Origin of the sequence: Kosakonia oryzendophytica (assembly GCF_027886705.1) — a bacterium.
GTDB lineage: Bacteria > Pseudomonadota > Gammaproteobacteria > Enterobacterales > Enterobacteriaceae > Kosakonia > Kosakonia oryzendophytica.
The window spans coordinates 579,689-600,698 of record NZ_CP115659.1; the positions used below are offsets into that span (position 1 = coordinate 579,689).

The window sequence follows — 21,010 nt, forward strand, 5'->3', positions numbered from 1 at the left end:
ACCCTTTCTTCAGGGCGGCCTTCCAGATTATGCAGTTACAGAAATTAGTCAATATGTTTGGTGGGGATCTTGCTCGCCGTTATGGGCAAAAAGTTCACAAACTGACGCTGCATGGCGGTTTTAGTTGCCCTAACCGCGATGGCACGATTGGTCGTGGGGGATGCACTTTTTGTAATGTGGCTTCCTTTGCTGACGAGGCGCAGCAGCATCGCTCCATTGCCGAACAACTGGCCCATCAGGCCATGCTTGTTAATCGTGCCAGGCGCTATCTTGCGTATTTCCAGGCCTATACCAGCACCTGGGCTGAAGTGCAGGTGCTGCGCTCGATGTACCAGCAGGCTGTAAGCCAGGCGAGCATTGTCGGGTTGTGCGTCGGCACTCGCCCGGACTGCGTTCCTGACGCGGTGCTGGATCTGCTGTGCGAATATCACCACCAGGGGTATGAAGTCTGGCTGGAACTGGGTCTGCAAACCGCGCACGATAAAACACTGCACCGCATTAACCGCGGCCACGATTTCGCCTGTTATCAGAAAACCACGCAACTGGCTCGTGAACGCGGCCTGAAAGTGTGTACTCATCTGATTGTGGGATTGCCTGGCGAACGTCAGCCGGACTGTCTGCAAACCATTGAACGCGTTGTCGAGACCGGCGTCGACGGTATTAAGCTTCATCCGCTGCATATTGTGAAAGGCAGCATTATGGCGAAAGCGTGGGAAGCCGGTCGTCTTAATGGCATTGGGCTTGAGGAGTACACCGTGATTGCCGGTGAAATGATCCGCCACACGCCACCAGAGATGATTTATCACCGCGTTTCTGCCAGCGCGCGTCGCCCGACGTTGCTGGCGCCGCTATGGTGCGAAAACCGTTGGACGGGTATGGTGGAGCTCGATCGTTATCTGACCGCCCACGGTGCGCAAGGCTCTGCATTAGGTCGCTGTTGGCAGTCTCCCGCGTAACACGCTCTGCTTCTTTCGTATTTTTTCATCGGATCGCGAACTACCACCGCATTTTTCGCACTCGCTTCAACCCTTTGCTCAGAATTGGGTATTATTGAGCGGACTTGTTCGAGGAAATCTCTATGAAGCAAATCCGTTTACTGGCGCAATATTATGTAGACCTGATGATGAAACTGGGTCTGGTGCGTTTTTCCCTCCTGCTGGCGCTGGCCTTGGTAGTGACTGCGATTGTGGTGCAGATGGCCGTTACCATGGTGTTGCAAGGGGAGGTGGAAAGCATTGACGTTATCCGCTCCATTTTCTTTGGTCTGTTGATTACGCCCTGGGCGGTCTATTTCCTGTCGGTGGTGGTGGAGCAGCTTGAAGAGTCGCGCCAGCGCTTGTCTCGCCTGGTGGATAAGCTGGAAGAGATGCGTGAGCGTGATCTCCAGCTCAATGTGCAACTGAAAGACAACATTACGCAGCTTAATCAGGAAATCAGCGATCGCGAAAAGGCGGAGGCTGAACGGCAGTCCACGTTTGAGCAACTCAAAATAGAGATGCAGGAGCGCGAACAAACGCAGATCCAGCTCGAACAGCAATCTTCTTTCCTGCGCTCTTTCCTTGATGCCTCCCCGGATCTGGTGTTTTACCGCAATGAAGACAAAGAGTTTTCTGGCTGTAACCGGGCGATGGAGCTGCTTACGGGAAAAAGCGAAAAGCAGTTGATCAATCTGAAGCCGCAGGACGTTTACTCGCCGGAAGCAGCGGAAAAAGTGATCGAGACCGATGAGAAAGTCTTCCGCCATAACGTGTCACTGACCTATGAGCAGTGGCTTGACTATCCTGACGGGCGTAAAGCCTGTTTCGAAATCCGCAAAGTGCCCTATTACGATCGTGTCGGTAAACGCCACGGACTGATGGGCTTTGGCCGCGATATTACCGAGCGTAAGCGCTATCAGGATGCGCTGGAGCGCGCCAGCCGGGATAAGACAACCTTTATCTCAACGATCAGCCACGAGCTGCGTACACCGCTTAACGGGATTGTCGGGCTGAGCCGCATTTTGCTCGATACCGAATTGACAGAAGAGCAAGAAAAATACCTGAAAACTATCCATGTCTCTGCGGTCACGCTGGGGAATATATTTAACGATATTATCGACATGGATAAGATGGAGCGCCGTAAGGTGCAACTGGATAACCAGCCTCTCGACTTCACCAGTTTCCTGGCGGATCTGGAAAACCTCTCCGGTTTGCAGGCGCATCAGAAAGGGCTGCGTTTTGTGCTTGAGCCGACGCTGCCATTGCCGCATCAGGTTATCGCTGATGGTACGCGCCTGCGGCAGATCCTGTGGAATCTTATCAGTAACGCCGTCAAGTTTACCCGCGAAGGCCAGGTTGTGGTGCGTGTGCGCTATGACGAAGGCGAGATGTTGCACTTTGAGGTGCAGGATTCCGGTATCGGTATTCCCCGTGAAGAGCAGGATAAAATTTTCGCCATGTACTATCAGGTCAAAGATAGCCATGGCGGAAAACCGGCAACCGGGACCGGTATCGGTCTGGCCGTATCACGCAGGTTGGCAAAAAATATGGGGGGCGATATTACCGTCAGCAGTGAGCCGGGAGCCGGTTCCGTCTTTACCCTGACCATCCATGCTCCGGCGGTGGCGGAAGAAGTCGAAGACGCGTTTGACGAGGATGACATGCCGCTTCCAGCGCTACATGTGCTGTTGGTGGAGGACATTGAGCTGAACGTGATTGTTGCACGTTCTGTGTTGGAAAAACTGGGCAGCAGCGTAGACGTGGCGATGACGGGGACGGCTGCGCTGGAGATGTTCACGCCGGGTGAATATGACCTGGTGCTGCTGGATATCCAGTTGCCGGATATGACCGGTCTGGATATTTCCCGGGCGCTGACCAGCCGTTATCCCCGCGAAGATCTCCCTCCACTGGTGGCGTTAACTGCCAACGTGCTGAAAGACAAACGGGAATATCTCGATGCGGGTATGGATGATGTGCTAAGCAAACCGCTGGCGGTCCCGGCATTAACTGCCATGATTAAAAAGTTCTGGGATGCCGGTAATGACGAGGAGGAGCAAGTGACGACCACGGATAACAGTAAAGCGCAAACGTTGCTTGATATCGCCATGCTTGAGCAATACATCGAGCTGGTCGGGCCGAAGCTGATCACTGACGGGCTGGCGGTGTTCGAGAAAATGATGCCGGGTTACCTGAGTGTACTGGAGTCGAATCTGACTGCGCGCGATCAAAAAGGGATCGTCGACGAAGGGCACAAAATCAAAGGCGCGGCAGGCTCTGTTGGGTTACGCCATTTGCAGCAGTTGGGTCAGCAGATCCAGTCGCCGGATCTTCCGGCCTGGTCAGACAATGTCGGAGACTGGGTAGAAGAGATGAAACAAGAGTGGCGCAACGACGTTGCGGTATTGAAAGCCTGGGTTGCAGACGCTGGAAAAAAATGACCCCGGATTAACCGGGGTGCGCGAATACTGCGCCAACACCAGGGAAACCGTGGCTGCGCCGTAATTTTTAGATTTTTTTGCAAGGGCGTAGTCAGAAAAAATTCGACTGCACGCACATAAGATAGCAAATCTTAAATGATTTGTTACATCAATCAGTGAAATGTGTGAAGCACGGCGCTCTTATCAAAATTTTTAATTATCGACAGTACGTTGCATAAGGGATGAGCAAAATGAAAAAAGTGGGCGTTATTCTCAGCGGCGCAGGTGTTTATGATGGATCAGAAATTCATGAGGCTGTCATAACACTGCTGGCTATCGCACGCAGTGGTGCACAGGCTGTCTGTTTTGCGCCTGATAAAAGCCAGAGCGACGTTATCAATCACCTTACTGGTGAAGCGCTGGCTGGTAGCCGTAATGTACTGATTGAGTCCGCCCGTATTGCGCGTGGCGCGATCCAAAATCTGGCACAGGCATCAGCAAACGATCTGGATGCGCTGATTGTTCCGGGCGGTTTTGGCGCGGCCAAAAATCTGAGTAATTTTGCCAGCCAGGGCAGCGAATGCGTGGTCGATAGTACGTTAAAACAACTGGTGCTTGAGATGCACAAGGCGGGGAAACCGCTGGGTTTTATGTGTATTGCCCCTGCGATGCTGCCGAAGATTTTCGATTTTCCGCTACGTCTAACCATTGGAACAGATATCGATACCGCTGAGGTGCTGGAAGAGATGGGGGCGGAACACGTTCCCTGCCCGGTGGACGATATTGTTGTCGATGAAGAGAACAAAGTGGTGACCACGCCTGCATATATGCTGGCGGAAGATATCGCTCAGGCGGCGACAGGTATCGAAAAACTGGTGGCGCGGGTGCTGGTGCTGACCGAATGAAGACGGTGTTTCGCGGCCCGCTGAAAACTATCCTTAAGCGACTTCTCCTGCGGTTTTTACTGATGCTGGCTATCTTCTGGGGCGGCAGCATTGTGCTGTTCAGTTTCCTGCCCGTGCCATTCTCTGCGGTGATGGTGGAGCGCCAGCTGGGTGCGTGGTTAACCGGCGACTTCGGTTACGTGGCGCATTCTGACTGGGTCAGTATGGATGACATTTCTCCGTCGATGGCGCTGGCGGTGATCGCGGCAGAAGATCAGCGTTTCCCCGAACACTGGGGGCTGGATCTTCCGGCGATCCAAAAAGCGCTTTCCCACAATGAGCGCCATGAAAATCGCATCCGCGGCGCATCGACGATTTCTCAGCAAACGGTAAAAAACCTACTGCTCTGGGATGGAAAGAGCTGGGTGCGTAAAGGACTGGAAGCGGGGCTGACGCTAGGCATGGAAACCGTCTGGAGCAAACGTCGGATCCTCACTGTTTATCTGAATATCGCCGAATTTGGCGAGGGAATTTTTGGCGTAGAAGAGGCGGCTCAGCGCTATTTCCATAAGCCCGCCAGTCGGTTGTCGATGTCTGAAGCGGCGCTGCTGGCCGCGGTGTTACCCAATCCCATTCGCTTTAATGCAGGCGCGCCGTCAGGTTATGTTCGTAGCCGACAGGCATGGATCATGCGTCAGATGCGCCAGTTAGGGGGCGAGGAATTCTTGCAGCGTAACAAGCTGTATTGACTAGTCTTCGTCAAAGCCCGCATTAAACAGGGCAATCACTGCCGCCAGGGCTTCAACTTCCTGGGGACCGTTTGCCACAATTTCTATCTGCCGCCCTTTCGCGGAGTCCAGCATCAGCAAGGCAATAACGCTGCTGGCTTCCGCCTCGGTGCCTTCATCATTTCGCAGCAGTACTTCTGCATCGAAGCCCTGCACCAGTTCAAACAGTTTCATCGCCGGGCGCGCGTGCATGCCCAGCTTATTGGTGATTTCAACAGTTTGTTTTACGGTCATGTTTTGCGTTTTTCCAGCGTACGGTGACGGGATTGAACGTTTTTACCGCGCGAACGGAAATAATCCGCGAGCTGTTCGGCGACATACACAGAGCGGTGTTTACCACCGGTACAACCGATAGCCACGGTCAGGTAGCTGCGGTTATTGGTTTCCAGCATCGGCAGCCACAACTCAAGGTAGCTGCGTGTCTGGTAGATAAAGTTGTGGACTTCGGTATGACGATCAAGAAACGCGGCGACAGGTTTGTCGAGACCGGTCATCGGGCGCAGTTTGGGATCCCAATGTGGGTTAGGCAGAAAACGCACGTCAAACACATAGTCTGCATCAATAGGGATGCCATGTTTAAAGCCGAACGATTCAAACACCATCGTCAGTTCACGCTCACGTTTACCCAACAGGCGCGTGCGTAGCATTTCTGCCAGCTCATGCACCGACATCTCAGAGGTATCGACGATCAGATCCGCGCGGGAACGCAGCGGCTCCAACAGGTTACTTTCTTCGTCGATGGCGCTTTCCAACGACAGATTTTTACTGGAAAGCGGGTGCAGACGACGGGTGTCGCTGTAACGACGGATCAGGGTGTTGCGATCGGCATCCAGAAACAGTAATTGAGGAGAGAAGGCGTCCGGCAGGCTGCTCATCGCCTGCTCAAAGATTTCCGGGGATTCCGGCATATTGCGCACATCAATACTGACGGCTGCGGAAGTCTGACGGTCGGCAAGCGTGCGCGCCAAATCCGGCAATAACACGACCGGCAGGTTATCGACACAATAAAAACCCATGTCTTCCAGGGCGCGTAGCGCCACTGATTTGCCTGAACCCGAACGACCACTGACGATCATCAGGACCATGAACCATTTCTCCTCAGGACGACTGATAAAAAAGCGGCCTTTCCGTTACGCATCATCACCTTCGCCTTCTGTCTGCGTGATGATCTGATACAGATCTTCATCACTTTGCGCGCTGCGCAGGCGCCGACAAATTGTTTTATCCGCCAGGCGCTTAGCGACCAGCGAGAGCGTATGCAAGTGCGTTTTGGTTTGATCTGCCGGCACCAATAATGCAAACAGTAGATCGACGGGCTGATTATCGATAGCGTCGAAAGCAATGGGCGTTTCGAGTTGGACAAAAACGCCGACGGCGCGAAGCGTGTCTTCTTCGAGCTTACCGTGTGGAATAGCGATACCGTTACCAATACCGGTACTGCCCATTTTTTCACGGGTAAGGATGGCCTCGAAGACGACCTGCGGCGGTAGGCCTAACTGTTTTGCCGCCAGTTCACTGATGATTTCCAGAGCACGTTTTTTACTCTGACAGTGAACGCCGCTACGGGTGCATTCCTGGTTAAGGACATTGCTCAGTTGAAGAGCGGAATCGTTATTCATCATAATTTCACCTAAGCGACGCCAGTGCAGACACCCTACCGGATTGCGGTAGGGTGCGACGCACCAGGCTGACGCCCGGACAATTAGTGTTGTTTCAGTTTATCTTTATGTTTCGTTAGTTGCCGCGCCAGTTTATCAATTAAACCGTCGATTGCAGCATACATATCCTGCCCTTCCGCACTGGCATGAAGCTCCCCTCCATTAACATGGAGCGTTGCATCCGAAGTGTGAGTCACTTTCTCCACTTTCAACACAATATAGACCTGATTAATCCTGTCGAAATACTGTTCAAGCTTGGCGAATTTGCTATTTACAAAGTCGCGGAGAGCATCAGTGATCTCGACGTTCTGTCCTGTGATGTTAAGCTGCATAGTGTCTTCCTTATCGGTTTTGGTCAAACCAGTTGTTTGCGCTGGTTTGACGGCGGAATGGATAAAGATTCTCGATACTTCGCAACGGTTCGCCGCGCCACCATAATTCCTTGATCGGAAAGCAGTGTCGTCAGCTTACTATCGCTCAGTGGTTTCGCAGGGTTTTCTGCGGCGATTAACTTCTTCACCAGCGCGCGAATAGCCGTAGACGAGGCTTCGCCGCCGCCTTCGGTGCTTACATGGCTGGAGAAGAAATATTTAAGTTCAAAAATGCCGCGCGGACTGTGCAGGTACTTCTGGGTCGTCACACGTGAAATGGTGGACTCGTGCATTTCGACGGCCTGCGCGATATCCGCCAGAACCATCGGTTTCATAAACTCTTCACCCTGCTCAAAGAAGGCTTGCTGCTGCTCAACAATGCAGCGGCTAACCCGGAGCAGGGTATCATTACGGCTTTCCAGACTTTTGATCAGCCATTTCGCATCCTGCAAATTGCTGCGGATAAACTGGCTGTCGGCATCGTTACGTGCTCCGGCGCACATGGAAGCGTAGTGCTGGTTGATTTGTAAGCGCGGAATACTGTCGGAGTTCAGCTCCACAGTCCAACGTCCGTTGTGCTTACGCACGAGCACGTCCGGGATCACGTATTCCGGTTCACCGGTCTGGATAGACTGGCCAGGGCGCGGATCCAGCGATTGAATCAGGTTAACCGCTTCTTTCAGCACGTCCTCTTTCAGACGCGTCATACGCATTAGCGTACGGAAGTCATGGTTAGCCAGCAGATCAAGGTGATCGCTAATGATCAATCGTGCTTCTTCACACCACGGTGTCTCTTTCGAAAACTGCGAAAGCTGGATCAGCAAGCAGTCGCGCAGATCCCGCGCAGCTACGCCAACCGGATCGAAACGCTGTATGCGTTTAAGTACGGCTTCGACTTCGTCAAGACCCACCTCTTCATTGCCCATGCTTTCGAGGATATCTTCGAGCGATACGGTCAGATAGCCCGTATCGTCAACAGCATCCACAATGGATGTTGCAATTGCGCGATCGGTGTCGGAGAACGGCGTCAGTTCTACCTGCCACATCAGGTAGTCCTGCAGCGACTGGGTGGTTTCACCTTGATAAATGGGCAGTTCGTCATCAAGGTAATCATTGCTGCTGCCGGAGGGGGTTCCTGCGGTGTAGATCTCGTCCCAGCTTGCATCCAGCGGCAGCTCGTCGGGCATCTCTTTTTGTTCAAGCGCGTCGACGGTATCCAGGCCTTCATTATCCTGGTTTTGTTGGGCATCCACTTCTTCGTGAAGATCGGTTTGCTCCAGCAATGGATTACTCTCCAGCGCCTGCTGAAGTTCCTGCTGAAGTTCCAACGTGGACAACTGCAACAAACGAATTGCCTGCTGCAGTTGTGGCGTCATGGCTAGCTGTTGGCTAAGCCTTAGTTGCAAACCTTGCTTCATATTCAGAGCAGCACTCTCCGACAAAAAACGTCAATAATCTCTACCCTATCAGAGTCTGAAGTCTTCCCCAAGATATACGCGCTTAACGTGTTCGTCTTCAAGGATTTGCTGCGGTGTCCCGTGAGCAATTAAATGCCCCTGGCTGACGATGTAAGCGCGTTCGCACACTGCCAATGTTTCGCGGACATTATGGTCGGTAATCAGCACGCCCAGGCCGCTGTCGCGCAGGTGTTCGATGATACGTTTAATATCAATGACCGAAATGGGGTCAACGCCCGCAAACGGTTCATCCAGCAGAATAAATTTCGGGTTAGCCGCCAGCGCGCGGGCAATTTCCACACGACGACGTTCACCACCGGACAACGCCTGCCCCATGCTGTCTCGCAGATGCTCAATATGGAACTCTTCCATCAACTCTTTGGCACGATCATCACGCTGTTCAGCCGTCAGGTCATCACGAATTTGCAATACTGCCATCAGGTTGTCGTACACGCTCAGGCGGCGAAAAATAGAGGCTTCCTGCGGTAAATAGCCAATGCCACGACGCGCGCGCGCATGCAGCGGCAGCAGACTGATATCTTCCTCATCAATAATGATGTTGCCTGCATCGCGCGGCACAATGCCTACCACCATGTAGAATGTGGTGGTTTTCCCTGCACCGTTAGGACCGAGAAGGCCGACGATTTCGCCAGAGTTTACCGTCAGACTGACGTCTTCAACAACGCGGCGGCCTTTATAGGCTTTGGCGAGATTCTTTGCAGTTAATGTTGCCATAACGAATTAGTTACTCTTTTTTTGCGCCGGAGCCGGGGTTTTGCTGTTGCTCTTATCCTGCAACTGCGATGGCACCAGCACGGTGGTCACGCGTTTACCTTTGTCGCTGAATGCCTGCATTTTCTGCTCTTTCACCAGGTAGGTGATTTTGTCGCCCTTGATATTGCTATCCAACTGTTCAAGGTAGGCGTTGCCGGTCAGCACAACGAAATCGTTCGCCAGTTCGTAATGCATCTGCGATGCGTGGCCTTTCACCGGTTTGCCGTTGTCCTGCATTTGATAGAAGGTGGCCGGATTACCGTAACCGTCGATGATCTCTTTTCCTTGCTCACCGCCAGGACGTGTAACGACGACTTTGTCGGCATTAATTTTGATAGTGCCTTGCGTAACCACCACGTTGCCTGTGAAGGTCACAATATTGCCCTGCATATCTAACGATTGCTGGTCTGAATCGATGTGAATGGGCTGTTCAGTATCACCGGTTACGGCAAGCGCCGGAAGCGCAGCGGCTAAAAGTGTACTGGCCAGGATAAGATTAAGGCTGAGTTTGTTTGTTTTGGATTTCATAGAAGCTTCTAACCTTTTCAATCAGCTCGGCGTTTTTGCTGCGTAAATTGCCGCGCATTTTCAGGCCGGTGGAATTAAATGTTGTACCGTACAACGTGACCTGATCATCGGAGGTAACATCCTGCGTTACCAGATTGATCTGGGCGTTATCCGTGGTGATTTTTCGTAATTGGGCATCCGCTGTCAGGGCATTAACCTCAACATGTCCATAAAGATAAAGCATTCTGTCATCGGTCAGCTTCGCTTTATCCGCCTTAATTGACCAGGTCGGAATTTTGTCTTTATCAAAGGTCGTCAGCAGCGGTTGGGCGAACCAGCTCACGCCGTCGGCGGAAAAATATTCAACATTTTGCGCCACCAGGCGATAGTTCAGCGCTCCTTCCGGGCTGTAAACCAGGGAGTCCGTATGCTGGCTCTTATAAGTTGGATCCGTGCTGCTGGTCGTCACCTGTTCCGGTGCATCCTGAGTGGTCAGGTTGATGCCAATCAGCACCAGGGCGGCCAGCGACAGCAGAATGATCACCCAACGTCTGGTTTTACTCATATTGATTGCCCTTTGGCCTCGTCCAGCTTGCCCTGAGCCAGCAACAATAAATCGCAGACTTCACGAACCGCGCCGCGTCCTCCGTTGATACGGGTGACATAATCTGCACGCGGAATCAGTAACGGGTGTGCATCCGCGACGGCAACGCTTAAACCAATTTCCGCCATCACGGGCCAGTCGATCAAATCATCGCCGACATAAGCAACCTGATCCGCAGCCAGATCCAGTTTCGCCAGTAATTCTCTGTAAGCCAAAAGTTTATCAGACTGTCCCTGATACAGATGCGTGATACCCAGTGTTTCACAACGATCTTCCACCAGTTTAGCTTTTCGCCCGGTAATGATAGCAATCTCAATGCCAGACGTGAGCGCGCTGCGGATCCCATACCCATCACGAACGTTGAACGCTTTTAACTCTTCTCCGTTGTTGCCCATATAAATGAGCCCATCGGATAACACACCATCGACATCCAGGATTAACAGACGGATCTTCCCGGCTTTTGCCATGACTTGCGCGCTTACCGGCCCATAGCAGGTGGCAAGCGATGCGCCAGCATTACTCATTCTTCTGTCCTTCTTTACACTACGCCTGCGCGCAGCAGATCATGCATATGTAACACACCCAGCAACTGGTCGCCATCGGCAACCATGACGGAAGTGATATGCCGGGATTGCATCAGGTTAAGCGCGTCGACGGCCAGCGTATTCGGACGCACGCGAATGCCGCCAGGCGTCATGACTTCCGCGATGCCCATATTGCGGACATCGCTACCCATATCGAACACGCGACGCAAGTCGCCATCGGTGAAGATCCCTTCGATCTTCATCAGGTCATCGCAGATAACCGTCATGCCTAAATTTTTGCGCGTAATCTCCAACAGGGCATCGCGCAGACTGGCCTTTTTGCTGACGTGTGGGATCTCATCACCCGTGTGCATAATATCGTTAACCCGCAGCAGCAGTTTACGGCCCAGTGCGCCACCTGGGTGCGACAGGGCGAAATCTTCTGCGGTGAAACCACGGGCTTTCAGTAGCGCCACGGCTAATGCGTCGCCCATGACCAGCGCCGCTGTGGTACTGGAGGTGGGGGCCAGGCCGAGCGGGCAGGCCTCTTTCGGCACTTTCACGCAGAGATGAATATCTGCCGCGCGCGCCATACTGCTTTCTGGTCGGCTGGTCATGCAGATCAACGACACTTTTAACCGTTTCAACACCGGGATCAGGGCGAGGATCTCATTGGATTCGCCGGAATTAGACAGCGCTATTACGATATCTTGCGGGCTAACCATCCCCAAATCGCCGTGGGCGGCTTCGCCGGGGTGCACAAAGAATGAAGAGGTGCCGGTACTGGCAAACGTGGCGGCCATTTTCCGGCCAATATGCCCGGATTTGCCCATGCCCATAACCACCACTTTGCCCGCGCAATAGAACATCTTTTCGCACGCTTGTGCAAAGTCCTCATTGATGTACTGATCCAGTTCAGCGAGGCCTTCACGTTCAATCTCCAGGACCTCTTTTCCTGCCTGTTGAAAGTCAAAACCCGGCTGCAAATCTATCTGCGACATAATGCGTATCCGATTATCCTGTTAAAAGCGGCGACAGCCAGTAAAGCAGCGCCAGCCATACGATAAACCCGCTCAGCAATAGCGCGCCAATGCCCCGGGTGATTTGCTTATGCTTCCAGCAAATGAGAGCAAAAATGGCGCTGACCAGCAACATCACACCGTAATCACGTGTAAAAGCCATCGGGTTAAAGGCGCCCGGTGCAATCATCGCCGGTAAGCCCAGTACGATGGCAATGTTAAAAATGTTTGAACCAATAATATTGCCAATGGCGATATCGTCTTCGCCTTTGCGCGCGCCTGCAATCGCGGTCGCCAATTCAGGGAGGCCGGTGCCGATTGCAATGACCGTCAGGCCAATGGTTAGCTCGCTAATCGCGAAATAATTCGCCACGACAGTTGCGTTATCCACCACCATGCGGGTTGCCATCGGCATGATGATCAACGCCACCCCAAGCCACAGACATGCCACCGAGAGACTTCCTTCACGCGGCAGTTCAGCCAACTGTTCCCGGGTCAGGCTGTCGTTGCCTTGTCGTTCGGCAAGGCGGGCAATTTTAACAATGAACACCAGCCATAGCACGGCTAATAACAGTAAAATAATGCCGTCAACGCGTGTGATCTGACCATCATACAGCACGAGGCCCGCCAGCAGGCTGGCGACAAGGGTGAACGGCAATTCGCGACGCAGGATATCGGAATGCACGGTAAAAGGGTGGAGCAGGGCGGCAACACCCAGGATCAGCAAAATATTGGTGATGTTAGAACCGATGGCTGTACCAATCGCCAGATCCAACTGGCCATGCAGTGAGGCTGCGACAGCGGTAATGATCTCCGGCAACGAGGTGCCAATGCTGACCACGGTCATACCAATAATCAGTGGAGGTACGCCGAGTGTCCGGCAGAGAATAGAGGCAGCAAAAACCAGACGATCGGCGCTGTAGACCACCAAAAGCAAACCAATTATCAATAGCGCTGTCGCTAAGAGCATCTAACGTCCTTTCTTCAGGTATAATCCGCCGGTTCGCAGGCTGCCATGCCGGAAGAGACCGGGTGTTCCGCGTAGCGTAATGATTCCTAATTTTGACTTTATGCGGCTCAAAAGTAAAACAAATGCCAGCTTTCGCTAACCCCAGCAGGTAATATTCTGTAAAAATGTTGGGTTCGTGATGTTATCCAGCGTCATGCTTATACCCGATAAGGCTTATAAGGAAGAGTCAATGAGCCAGAATATGGCGAATTTGGTCGATGTTCGTGGCGTCAGCTTCTCCCGTGGCAGTCACCCTATCTTCGACAATATTTCACTGACGGTGCCACGCGGCAAAATCACCGCCATTATGGGGCCGTCCGGTATCGGCAAAACAACATTGTTACGCCTTATCGGTGGGCAGATCCCTCCGGATAGCGGCGAAATCTTGTTTGATGGCGAAAACGTGCCGGGGATGACCCGTTCGCGTCTGTTCACCGTGCGTAAAAGAATGAGCATGCTGTTTCAGTCTGGCGCGTTGTTTACCGACATGAACGTTTTCGACAACGTCGCTTACCCCCTTCGCGAACATACGGATTTGCCCGAAGCGCTGTTGCATACCACCGTTATGATGAAGTTGGAAGCCGTCGGGTTACGTGGTGCGGCCTGGCTAATGCCGTCAGAGCTTTCTGGCGGTATGGCGCGTCGAGCCGCGCTTGCCCGCTCAATTGCGCTGGAACCGGATCTGATCATGTTTGATGAGCCTTTTGTGGGGCAGGATCCAATCACCATGGGTGTGCTGGTGAAATTGATTTCTGAACTCAACAGTGCGTTAGGCGTCACATGTATCGTTGTTTCTCACGATGTACCGGAAGTGCTGAGTATTGCGGATTACGCCTACATCGTGGCGGAGAGGAAAATCATCGCCCACGGTAGCGCGCAAGGTCTGCAGGAAAACAGCGATCCCCGGGTGCGTCAGTTCCTTGATGGTATCGCCGACGGGCCGGTTCCGTTCCGTTATCCTGCAGGCGATTATCGTCTCGATTTATTAAAAACAGGGAGTTAAGCACTCATGCTGTTAAATGCACTGGCGTCGCTAGGGCATCGCGGGATTAAAACCATCGCGACGTTCGGGCGGGCTGGTTTAATGCTGTTCAACGCGGTGGTCGGTAAGCCGGAATTTCGCAAGCATGCGCCATTGCTGGTGCGCCAGCTCTATAACGTGGGCGTGCTGTCGATGCTCATTATTATTGTTTCTGGCGTCTTTATCGGTATGGTGCTTGGTTTGCAGGGATACCTGGTGCTGACAACTTACAGTGCGGAGACGAGCCTTGGCATGCTGGTGGCGCTGTCGCTGCTGCGTGAACTGGGGCCGGTTGTCGCTGCATTGTTGTTTGCCGGGCGAGCCGGATCAGCATTAACAGCCGAAATCGGTTTGATGCGCGCGACGGAACAGCTTTCCAGTCTGGAGATGATGGCGGTCGATCCGTTGCGGCGTGTCATCTCTCCGCGCTTTTGGGCGGGCGTGATCTCACTGCCGCTGTTGACGATAATCTTTGTTGCCGTCGGGATTTGGGGCGGTTCTCTGGTTGGCGTTAACTGGAAAGGTATTGATACCGGCTTTTTCTGGACCGCGATGCAAAACGCCGTCGAATGGCGGATGGATTTAGTCAACTGTCTGGTTAAAAGCGTGGTGTTTGCCATCACTGTGACATGGATTGCGCTGTTTAACGGTTACGACGCGATTCCAACGTCGGCCGGGATCAGCCGCGCGACAACACGCACCGTTGTGCACTCATCGTTGGCCGTACTGGGCCTTGATTTTGTGCTCACCGCATTGATGTTTGGGAATTGAGTTCATGCAAACGAAAAAAAGTGAAATTTGGGTAGGTGTTTTTCTGTTGCTGGCGCTGCTGGCCGCACTCTTTATTTGCCTGAAAGCGGCAGATGTCGCCTCAATGCGTACAGAACCGACTTACCGCGTATACGCGACATTCGACAATATTGGCGGCCTTAAAGTGCGTTCGCCAGTGCGTATTGGCGGGGTGGTGATTGGCCGCGTTGCTGATATCTCTCTTGATCCCAAAACGTATCTGCCGCGCGTCGCGCTGGATATAGAAGAACGTTACAACCAAATCCCCGATACCAGTTCACTGGCGATCCGGACGTCAGGCTTGCTGGGTGAGCAATATCTGGCACTGAATGTCGGCTTTGATGATCCTGAACTGGGGACTTCTATGCTTAAAGAGGGCAGTACTATCCAGGATACGAAATCCGCAATGGTGCTGGAGGATCTGATAGGACAATTCCTTTACAGCAGTAAAGGCAGTGACAATAAGAATTCAGGCGATGCGGCGGCGCATAGCGAAGGGAATAATCAAGCCGCACCGTCTGCTGGTCAGGCGAATTAACGAGGAGATGCGACGTATGTTTAAACGTCTATTGATGGTTGCTCTGCTGGTGGTTGCACCGTTGGGCGCGGCCGTAGCGGCCGATCAAAGTAACCCTTATGCCGCGATGAAAGCTGCGGCGCAGAAAACATTTGATCGCCTTAAAAACGAACAGCCGCAGATCCGCGCAAACCCGGACCACTTGCGTGATGTGGTGGATCAGGAACTGCTACCCTATGTGCAGGTGAAATACGCCGGTGCGTTGGTGCTGGGGCGTTACTATAAGGACGCCACACCTGCACAGCGTGATGCCTATTTTGCGGCATTTCGTGAATACCTGAAACAGGCTTACGGTCAGGCGCTGGCGTTGTATCATGGCCAGACTTATGAGATTGCGCCGGAACAACCACTGGGCGATGCCACAATTGTGCCCATCCGCGTCACGATTATCGATCCGAACGGGCGTCCGCCGGTGCGTCTTGATTTCCAGTGGCGTAAAAACACACAAACCGGAAACTGGCAGGCTTACGACATGATCGCAGAGGGGGTGAGCATGATCACCACCAAGCAGAATGAATGGAGCGACTTGCTGCGTACTAAAGGCATCGATGGTCTGACCGCGCAACTACAGTCCATTTCCCGCCAGAAAATTACGCTGGACGAGAAGAAATAATGACGCAGCGGCTGAGTTGGTCGCGTGACGGCGAACGTCTGGCATTGCAAGGCGAGCTGGATCAGGATGTGTTAAATCCGCTCTGGGACGCCCGAATTGAAGCAATGAAGGGGGTCACCTGTATCGACTTGCAAGGCGTGACGCGCGTGGACACAGCGGGCGTCGCATTGCTGGTTCATCTTGTCGAGCAGGGGAAAAAGCAGGGCGTGAGCGTGATGCTTGATGGCGTGAGCGAGAATGTTGTCACGCTGGCCGCACTCTATAATTTGCCCCAGGATGTATTGTCTCGCTAATTTTTTCAATGCGTTACTACCTGAAGCCCCATCCTTTATTGCGATGGGGCTTTTTGCTTGTTTAAGCCAGCGCCACTTTCCTCTAAGATGTGTGACTGTTTTCACTTTTAGATGATATTTACGCCCATGGAAAATCATGAAATTCAGACAGTGCTGATGAGCGCACTTTCTCTCCAGGAAGCCCACGTCACTGGCGATGGCAGTCACTTTCAGGTTATTGCTGTGGGTGAAATTTTTGACGGCATGAGTCGGGTCAAAAAGCAGCAGACCATTTACGGTCCGCTGATGGAATATATCGCGGATAACCGCATTCATGCCCTGTCGATCAAAGCGTTCACGCCTGCTGAGTGGGCGCGGGATCGCAAACTTAACGGTTTTTGAGCGTCGGGAGCATTTTCCCCGCGCGTGTGAATTCTAAACAGAGATCAGATGAATGGATAAGTTTCGTGTACAGGGGCCGACGCGTCTCGAGGGCGAAGTGACAATTTCAGGCGCAAAAAACGCTGCGCTGCCGATCCTTTTTGCTGCATTACTGGCGGAAGAGCCGGTTGAAATTCGTAACGTCCCGAAACTGAAAGATATTGATACCACCATGAAGTTGCTCAGTCAGTTGGGCACGAAGGTGGAGCGTAACGGATCCGTATGGATCGATGCCAGCGAAGTGAATGTGTTCTGTGCGCCTTACGATCTGGTGAAAACCATGCGCGCGTCGATTTGGGCGCTTGGCCCGCTGGTGGCGCGTTTTGGTCAAGGGCAGGTTTCTTTGCCGGGCGGTTGTGCGATCGGTGCACGCCCGGTTGATTTGCACATCTCCGGTCTGGAGCAACTGGGCGCCGAAATCACTTTAGAAGAGGGCTACGTTAAAGCCTCCGTCAATGGCCGTCTGAAAGGCGCGCATATCGTGATGGATAAAGTGAGTGTTGGCGCAACGGTGACCATTATGTCGGCAGCCACGCTGGCTGAAGGCACAACCATTATTGAGAACGCTGCGCGTGAGCCAGAAATTGTTGATACGGCGAATTTCCTCAATACCCTTGGTGCGAAAATTACCGGTATGGGAACCGATCGTATCACCATTGAAGGTGTGAAACGTCTGGGTGGCGGGGTTTACCGTGTTCTGCCGGATCGTATCGAAACCGGTACCTTCCTGGTGGCTGCGGCAATCTCTGGCGGGAAAATCGTTTGCCGCAATGCACAGCCGGATACGCTTGATGCAGTGCTGGCGAAGCTGCGTGATGCGGGCGCGGATATTGAAGTTGGCGAAGATTGGATCAGCCTGGATATGCACGGTAAACGTCCGAAAGCGGTCAATGTACGTACGGCTCCGCACCCGGGATTCCCGACGGATATGCAGGCACAGTTCACCTTGCTGAACCTGGTGGCGGAAGGAACCGGCGTGATCACTGAAACCATTTTTGAAAACCGGTTTATGCACATTCCGGAGCTGATCCGTATGGGTGCGCACGCAGAAATCGAAAGCAATACGGCTATCTGCCACGGCGTGGAAAAACTCTCCGGCGCTCAGGTGATGGCAACCGATCTGCGCGCATCCGCAAGCCTCGTGCTGGCGGGGTGTATTGCAGAAGGAACCACCCTTGTCGATCGTATCTATCATATCGATCGTGGTTACGAACGTATTGAAGATAAGCTCAGCGCCCTGGGGGCCAATATTGAGCGTGTAAAAGGCGAATAACCTTTTTTTGATGCTTATACAGGGGAGCTTCGGCTCCCCTTTTTACTGATTTTTCTGAAAGGATATCTGGATGATGGGAACTACACCGTTTGCCGGTTTTGACTTCACCGCTTTTTGGGATGACCGGGAATATGCGCGCGAAGCGTATATCAATGACCCTTTTAGCGAAGATGAGTTGGCGGCCATTGAATCGACATTAGGTTATCGCTTGCCTGCCTCTTATGTCTGGCTAATGCGGCAACACAATGGCGGGATCCCTCGAAACCAGAATTTCCCAACCAATGAATTTACCAGTTGGGCAGAAGATCACATTGCTATCACGGGTATTATGGGGATTGGCAATAAGCGCTATTCGTTGGGTAGTGATTACGGCAGCCGTTTCTGGATCGAACACTGGGGTTATCCTGACATTGGCGTAGCGATTTGCACCTGTCCATCAGCAGGACATGATATGGTTTTTCTTGATTATCGACAGTGCCTGACAGCAGATGATGAGCCTGCGGTTGTGCATATTGATCAAGAGCAGGATTACAGGATCGTGCACCTTGCTGATAATTTCGAAGCGTTTATCCGTGGTTTAGTCGATGATGACGCTTTTGAGCTGTAACGATGTAGTCCTGCCCTTCTTTGGCCATTAATTCGAGCCAGGCAGCCCCCTGCCAGATGCGCAAGGGGGATTGCTGGTTGATATAGCCTTTACTCTGAGCCTCGTTTTTTCCGCATCAACTTGGTTTTGTCAATAAACTCATGCGTGATCGGATCATGGTAACGCGATGGCCAGATGACCCAGGGGTCGGTATCCAATGCCTGAGCGATAATCCATTCCCCTTTCGGCCATGCACGGGTCAAGGCATTGGCAAGTGTTGAAGAACTGAGACCATGCTTGCGTGATTCTGCGGCGAGCGATGTTCCCTTTTTACGCAGCCCCGCAATGATATCGGCCTGGTGCCAGTCATTGAATTTTGTTTCCATAATATCTCCCTGATAGTAAAACACGCCGGCATTTGTGTATCTGCACACTGTTTACTATACGCATACAAACTCACTTGCTCTAAAAAGTTCATGTAATGTTTGTGCGTTTTAGGATTATACCAGGATGAATAATCAGTGTTTTTTGTGAGTTTTTGATTTTATGGGAACTTGTTGGAGCTTCCCGCGACAAGCGCGGGACAGGCATATTAGCGATCGCGTTGAACAGCGATATGTGCAAGACCAATCAGAGCATCGCGCCATGGCGAATCTGGCAGCACTTGCAGAGCGGAGATAGCCTTATCTGCTTCTTCTTCAGCGCGCTGACGTGTCCATTCCAACGAACCGCACTCGGCCATCGCTTCCAGTACAGGTTCAAGAAGATGGCGACCATTACCCTGCTCAATAGCGTCGCGGATCATTTGGGATTGTTTCGGTGTGCCGTGGTGCATGGCATGCAGCAAAGGCAGTGTTGGCTTGCCTTCATTGAGATCATCCCCCGTATTTTTACCGAGTGTTTCGCCGTCTGCGCTGTAATCAAGCAGATCGTCGATTAACTGGAATGCGGTACCAAGGTAGCGTCCATAATCCTGCAATGCTTTTTCCTGCACATCGCTACATCCAGCAAGCAGACCGGAACATTGCGCAGCGGCTTCAAACAGACGCGCCGTTTTGCTGTAAATGACGCGCATATAGTTTTCTTCAGTGATGTTCGGATCGTTCACGTTCATCAACTGCAGGACTTCCCCTTCGGCAATGACATTCACGGCTTCCGACATTACCTCCAGCACTTTCAATGACCCGAGACTGGTCATCATCTGAAAAGCGCGGGTGTAGATGAAATCGCCGACCAAAACGCTGGCCGCATTACCGAATGCCGCGTTGGCGGTGGCTTTGCCGCGTCGCATATCGGACTCGTCCACGACATCGTCATGTAATAGCGTCGCGGTGTGAATAAATTCGATTAGCGCAGCGATAGTGACATGCGAATTGCCTTCATAGCCCACGGCGCGAGCCGCCAGCACGGCAATCATTGGACGGATGCGTTTGCCGCCCCCGCTGACAATGTAATAACCCAACTGGTTGATTAGCTGAACATCCGAGTTGAGCTGTTGCAAAATCGTCGCATTCACACCCGCCATGTCTTGCGCGGTTAACTCATTGATTTTTTCTAAATTCATCGCAAAAGCCGAGCTTTCAGTCCTGTTTACCACATATCAAAATGGGATAACGAAGGGTTACGGGTTAGAATAGTATTGCTGATTGTACTGAAAAAACGCGCCAGATAAACGTTACCTTACACGTTGTGTTTTTTTTCTGCATGTATTGACGATCGTACTTGTCAAAGGCTCGCGACTTGCGTAATATTCGCGCCCTATTGTGAATATTTTTAGCGCGCTCTGAATTATTCAGAAGAAGTGCGCGGAAGCGGAGTTTTATATGTACGCGGTTTTCCAAAGTGGTGGTAAACAACACCGAGTAAGCGAAGGTCAAACCGTTCGCTTGGAAAAGCTGGACATCGCAACTGGCGAAACTGTTGAGTTCGCAGAAGTTCTGATGATCGCAAACGGTGAAGAAGTCAAAATCGGCGTTCCTTTCGTTGATGGCGGCGTAATCAAAGCTGAAATTGTTGCTCATGGTCGTGGCGAGAAAGTTAAAATCGTTAAGTTTCGTCGTCGTAAACACTACCGTAAGCAGCAAGGTCACCGTCAGTGGTTCACTGATGTGAAAATCACTGGCATCAGCGCCTAAGACCTGAGGAGAGATTTAAATGGCACATAAAAAGGCTGGCGGCTCAACTCGTAACGGTCGCGATTCAGAAGCTAAACGTCTGGGCGTTAAACGCTTTGGCGGTGAAGCAGTTCTGGCAGGTAGCATCATCGTTCGTCAGCGTGGCACCAAGTTCCACGCAGGTACCAACGTTGGTTGCGGCCGTGACCACACTCTGTTCGCTTTGACTGACGGTAAAGTTAAGTTCGAAGTTAAAGGCCCGAAAAATCGTAAATTCATCAGCATCGTTGCTGAATAAGTTTTTCGAGTCCCGGTAACGGAAGAAAGCCCCGCAA

Annotated in this window: 27 protein-coding genes; 14 read left to right on the plus strand and 13 right to left on the minus strand. The window is 52.3% G+C overall.

Features of this window, described 5'->3' with window-relative positions; translation table 11 throughout:
- The first annotated feature begins 29 nt into the window (after positions 1 to 29).
- From O9K67_RS02785 to mtgA, 4 genes are all read left to right on the plus strand, one after another.
- Positions 30 to 956, plus strand: a complete 927-nt coding sequence (locus O9K67_RS02785) for a TIGR01212 family radical SAM protein (protein ID WP_061492984.1) — start codon at positions 30 to 32, stop codon at positions 954 to 956.
- Positions 957 to 1,078: 122 nt separating this feature from the next.
- On the plus strand, positions 1,079 to 3,415 hold the full coding sequence (gene arcB, locus O9K67_RS02790; RefSeq protein WP_061492985.1) for an aerobic respiration two-component sensor histidine kinase ArcB: 2,337 nt from the start codon (positions 1,079 to 1,081) through the stop codon (positions 3,413 to 3,415).
- Positions 3,416 to 3,645: 230 nt separating this feature from the next.
- Positions 3,646 to 4,299 (plus strand): isoprenoid biosynthesis glyoxalase ElbB, encoded by a 654-nt coding sequence (gene elbB, locus O9K67_RS02795; RefSeq protein WP_061492986.1) that lies wholly within the window; start codon positions 3,646 to 3,648, stop codon positions 4,297 to 4,299.
- Between the two features lie 62 nt (positions 4,300 to 4,361).
- Positions 4,362 to 5,027 carry a monofunctional biosynthetic peptidoglycan transglycosylase gene (mtgA, locus tag O9K67_RS02800; protein WP_408612864.1) on the plus strand — a complete coding sequence of 222 codons (666 nt, stop codon included), beginning with the start codon at positions 4,362 to 4,364 and terminating at the stop codon, positions 5,025 to 5,027.
- On the opposite strand, the gene npr is transcribed toward mtgA, so the two are convergent.
- The 11 genes from npr to O9K67_RS02855 all read right to left on the minus strand — a co-directional run bounded on the left by npr (position 5,028) and on the right by O9K67_RS02855 (position 12,950).
- Complete coding sequence (gene npr / locus O9K67_RS02805) at positions 5,028 to 5,300, minus strand: PTS phosphocarrier protein NPr (RefSeq protein ID WP_061492988.1); 273 nt, start codon at positions 5,298 to 5,300, stop codon at positions 5,028 to 5,030.
- A complete protein-coding gene (gene rapZ / locus O9K67_RS02810; protein ID WP_061492989.1) occupies positions 5,297 to 6,151 on the minus strand; it encodes an RNase adapter RapZ in 855 nt (284 codons plus the stop codon). The genes npr and rapZ overlap by 4 nt, the downstream gene beginning before the upstream one ends.
- 45 nt (positions 6,152 to 6,196) lie before the next feature.
- Positions 6,197 to 6,688, minus strand: a complete 492-nt coding sequence (gene ptsN, locus O9K67_RS02815; protein ID WP_061492990.1) for a PTS IIA-like nitrogen regulatory protein PtsN — start codon at positions 6,686 to 6,688, stop codon at positions 6,197 to 6,199.
- A gap of 80 nt (positions 6,689 to 6,768) precedes the next feature.
- Positions 6,769 to 7,056 (minus strand): ribosome hibernation promoting factor, encoded by a 288-nt coding sequence (gene hpf, locus O9K67_RS02820; protein WP_061492991.1) that lies wholly within the window; start codon positions 7,054 to 7,056, stop codon positions 6,769 to 6,771.
- A gap of 23 nt (positions 7,057 to 7,079) precedes the next feature.
- Positions 7,080 to 8,513: an RNA polymerase factor sigma-54 gene (rpoN, locus tag O9K67_RS02825; RefSeq protein ID WP_061492992.1), complete on the minus strand. Its 1,434-nt coding sequence runs from the start codon at positions 8,511 to 8,513 to the stop codon at positions 7,080 to 7,082.
- A gap of 48 nt (positions 8,514 to 8,561) precedes the next feature.
- On the minus strand, positions 8,562 to 9,287 hold the full coding sequence (gene lptB, locus O9K67_RS02830) for an LPS export ABC transporter ATP-binding protein (protein WP_061492993.1): 726 nt from the start codon (positions 9,285 to 9,287) through the stop codon (positions 8,562 to 8,564).
- A 6-nt stretch (positions 9,288 to 9,293) separates the two neighbouring features.
- On the minus strand, positions 9,294 to 9,854 hold the full coding sequence (gene lptA / locus O9K67_RS02835; RefSeq protein WP_061492994.1) for a lipopolysaccharide ABC transporter substrate-binding protein LptA: 561 nt from the start codon (positions 9,852 to 9,854) through the stop codon (positions 9,294 to 9,296).
- Positions 9,823 to 10,398: an LPS export ABC transporter periplasmic protein LptC gene (gene lptC / locus O9K67_RS02840; RefSeq protein WP_061492995.1), complete on the minus strand. Its 576-nt coding sequence runs from the start codon at positions 10,396 to 10,398 to the stop codon at positions 9,823 to 9,825. The genes lptA and lptC overlap by 32 nt, the downstream gene beginning before the upstream one ends.
- Positions 10,395 to 10,961, minus strand: a complete 567-nt coding sequence (kdsC, locus tag O9K67_RS02845) for a 3-deoxy-manno-octulosonate-8-phosphatase KdsC (RefSeq protein WP_061492996.1) — start codon at positions 10,959 to 10,961, stop codon at positions 10,395 to 10,397. Before kdsC ends, lptC begins: the two co-directional genes overlap by 4 nt.
- 14 nt (positions 10,962 to 10,975) lie before the next feature.
- The gene (gene kdsD, locus O9K67_RS02850; protein WP_061492997.1) at positions 10,976 to 11,962 is read right to left on the minus strand and encodes an arabinose-5-phosphate isomerase KdsD; all 987 of its coding nucleotides are present in this window, start codon (positions 11,960 to 11,962) and stop codon (positions 10,976 to 10,978) included.
- A 13-nt stretch (positions 11,963 to 11,975) separates the two neighbouring features.
- The gene (locus O9K67_RS02855; RefSeq protein WP_061492998.1) at positions 11,976 to 12,950 is read right to left on the minus strand and encodes a calcium/sodium antiporter; all 975 of its coding nucleotides are present in this window, start codon (positions 12,948 to 12,950) and stop codon (positions 11,976 to 11,978) included.
- A gap of 229 nt (positions 12,951 to 13,179) precedes the next feature.
- On the opposite strand from O9K67_RS02855, the gene mlaF reads away from it, so the two are divergent.
- From mlaF to O9K67_RS02895, 8 genes are all read left to right on the plus strand, one after another.
- Complete coding sequence (gene mlaF, locus O9K67_RS02860; RefSeq protein WP_061492999.1) at positions 13,180 to 13,992, plus strand: phospholipid ABC transporter ATP-binding protein MlaF; 813 nt, start codon at positions 13,180 to 13,182, stop codon at positions 13,990 to 13,992.
- 6 nt (positions 13,993 to 13,998) lie between these two features.
- Positions 13,999 to 14,781, plus strand: a complete 783-nt coding sequence (mlaE, locus tag O9K67_RS02865; RefSeq protein WP_061493000.1) for a lipid asymmetry maintenance ABC transporter permease subunit MlaE — start codon at positions 13,999 to 14,001, stop codon at positions 14,779 to 14,781.
- A gap of 4 nt (positions 14,782 to 14,785) precedes the next feature.
- Positions 14,786 to 15,337, plus strand: coding sequence for an outer membrane lipid asymmetry maintenance protein MlaD (mlaD, locus tag O9K67_RS02870; RefSeq protein ID WP_061493001.1), 552 nt, complete (start codon positions 14,786 to 14,788; stop codon positions 15,335 to 15,337).
- Positions 15,338 to 15,353: 16 nt separating this feature from the next.
- A complete protein-coding gene (gene mlaC, locus O9K67_RS02875; protein WP_061493002.1) occupies positions 15,354 to 15,989 on the plus strand; it encodes a phospholipid-binding protein MlaC in 636 nt (211 codons plus the stop codon).
- On the plus strand, positions 15,989 to 16,282 hold the full coding sequence (mlaB, locus tag O9K67_RS02880; RefSeq protein ID WP_061493003.1) for a lipid asymmetry maintenance protein MlaB: 294 nt from the start codon (positions 15,989 to 15,991) through the stop codon (positions 16,280 to 16,282). Before mlaC ends, mlaB begins: the two co-directional genes overlap by 1 nt.
- Positions 16,283 to 16,408: 126 nt before the next feature.
- Positions 16,409 to 16,663 (plus strand): BolA family iron metabolism protein IbaG, encoded by a 255-nt coding sequence (gene ibaG / locus O9K67_RS02885; RefSeq protein ID WP_061493004.1) that lies wholly within the window; start codon positions 16,409 to 16,411, stop codon positions 16,661 to 16,663.
- A 52-nt stretch (positions 16,664 to 16,715) separates the two neighbouring features.
- Positions 16,716 to 17,975, plus strand: a complete 1,260-nt coding sequence (gene murA, locus O9K67_RS02890; RefSeq protein ID WP_061493005.1) for a UDP-N-acetylglucosamine 1-carboxyvinyltransferase — start codon at positions 16,716 to 16,718, stop codon at positions 17,973 to 17,975.
- Between the two features lie 70 nt (positions 17,976 to 18,045).
- Positions 18,046 to 18,582: an SMI1/KNR4 family protein gene (locus tag O9K67_RS02895; protein ID WP_271044635.1), complete on the plus strand. Its 537-nt coding sequence runs from the start codon at positions 18,046 to 18,048 to the stop codon at positions 18,580 to 18,582.
- Positions 18,583 to 18,671: 89 nt separating this feature from the next.
- On the opposite strand, the gene sfsB is transcribed toward O9K67_RS02895, so the two are convergent.
- Both sfsB and ispB read right to left on the minus strand, forming a co-directional pair.
- Positions 18,672 to 18,947, minus strand: a complete 276-nt coding sequence (sfsB, locus tag O9K67_RS02900) for a DNA-binding transcriptional regulator SfsB (protein ID WP_061493006.1) — start codon at positions 18,945 to 18,947, stop codon at positions 18,672 to 18,674.
- A 206-nt stretch (positions 18,948 to 19,153) separates the two neighbouring features.
- Entirely contained in the window at positions 19,154 to 20,125 is a 972-nt protein-coding gene (gene ispB / locus O9K67_RS02905) for an octaprenyl diphosphate synthase (RefSeq protein WP_061493007.1), read from the minus strand.
- A gap of 259 nt (positions 20,126 to 20,384) precedes the next feature.
- Between ispB and rplU the strand changes: the two genes are divergently transcribed.
- Positions 20,385 to 20,696, plus strand: a complete 312-nt coding sequence (rplU, locus tag O9K67_RS02910; RefSeq protein WP_061493008.1) for a 50S ribosomal protein L21 — start codon at positions 20,385 to 20,387, stop codon at positions 20,694 to 20,696.
- Between the two features lie 19 nt (positions 20,697 to 20,715).
- The gene (gene rpmA, locus O9K67_RS02915) at positions 20,716 to 20,973 is read left to right on the plus strand and encodes a 50S ribosomal protein L27 (protein ID WP_002434222.1); all 258 of its coding nucleotides are present in this window, start codon (positions 20,716 to 20,718) and stop codon (positions 20,971 to 20,973) included.
- The last annotated feature ends 37 nt before the right edge of the window (positions 20,974 to 21,010 follow it).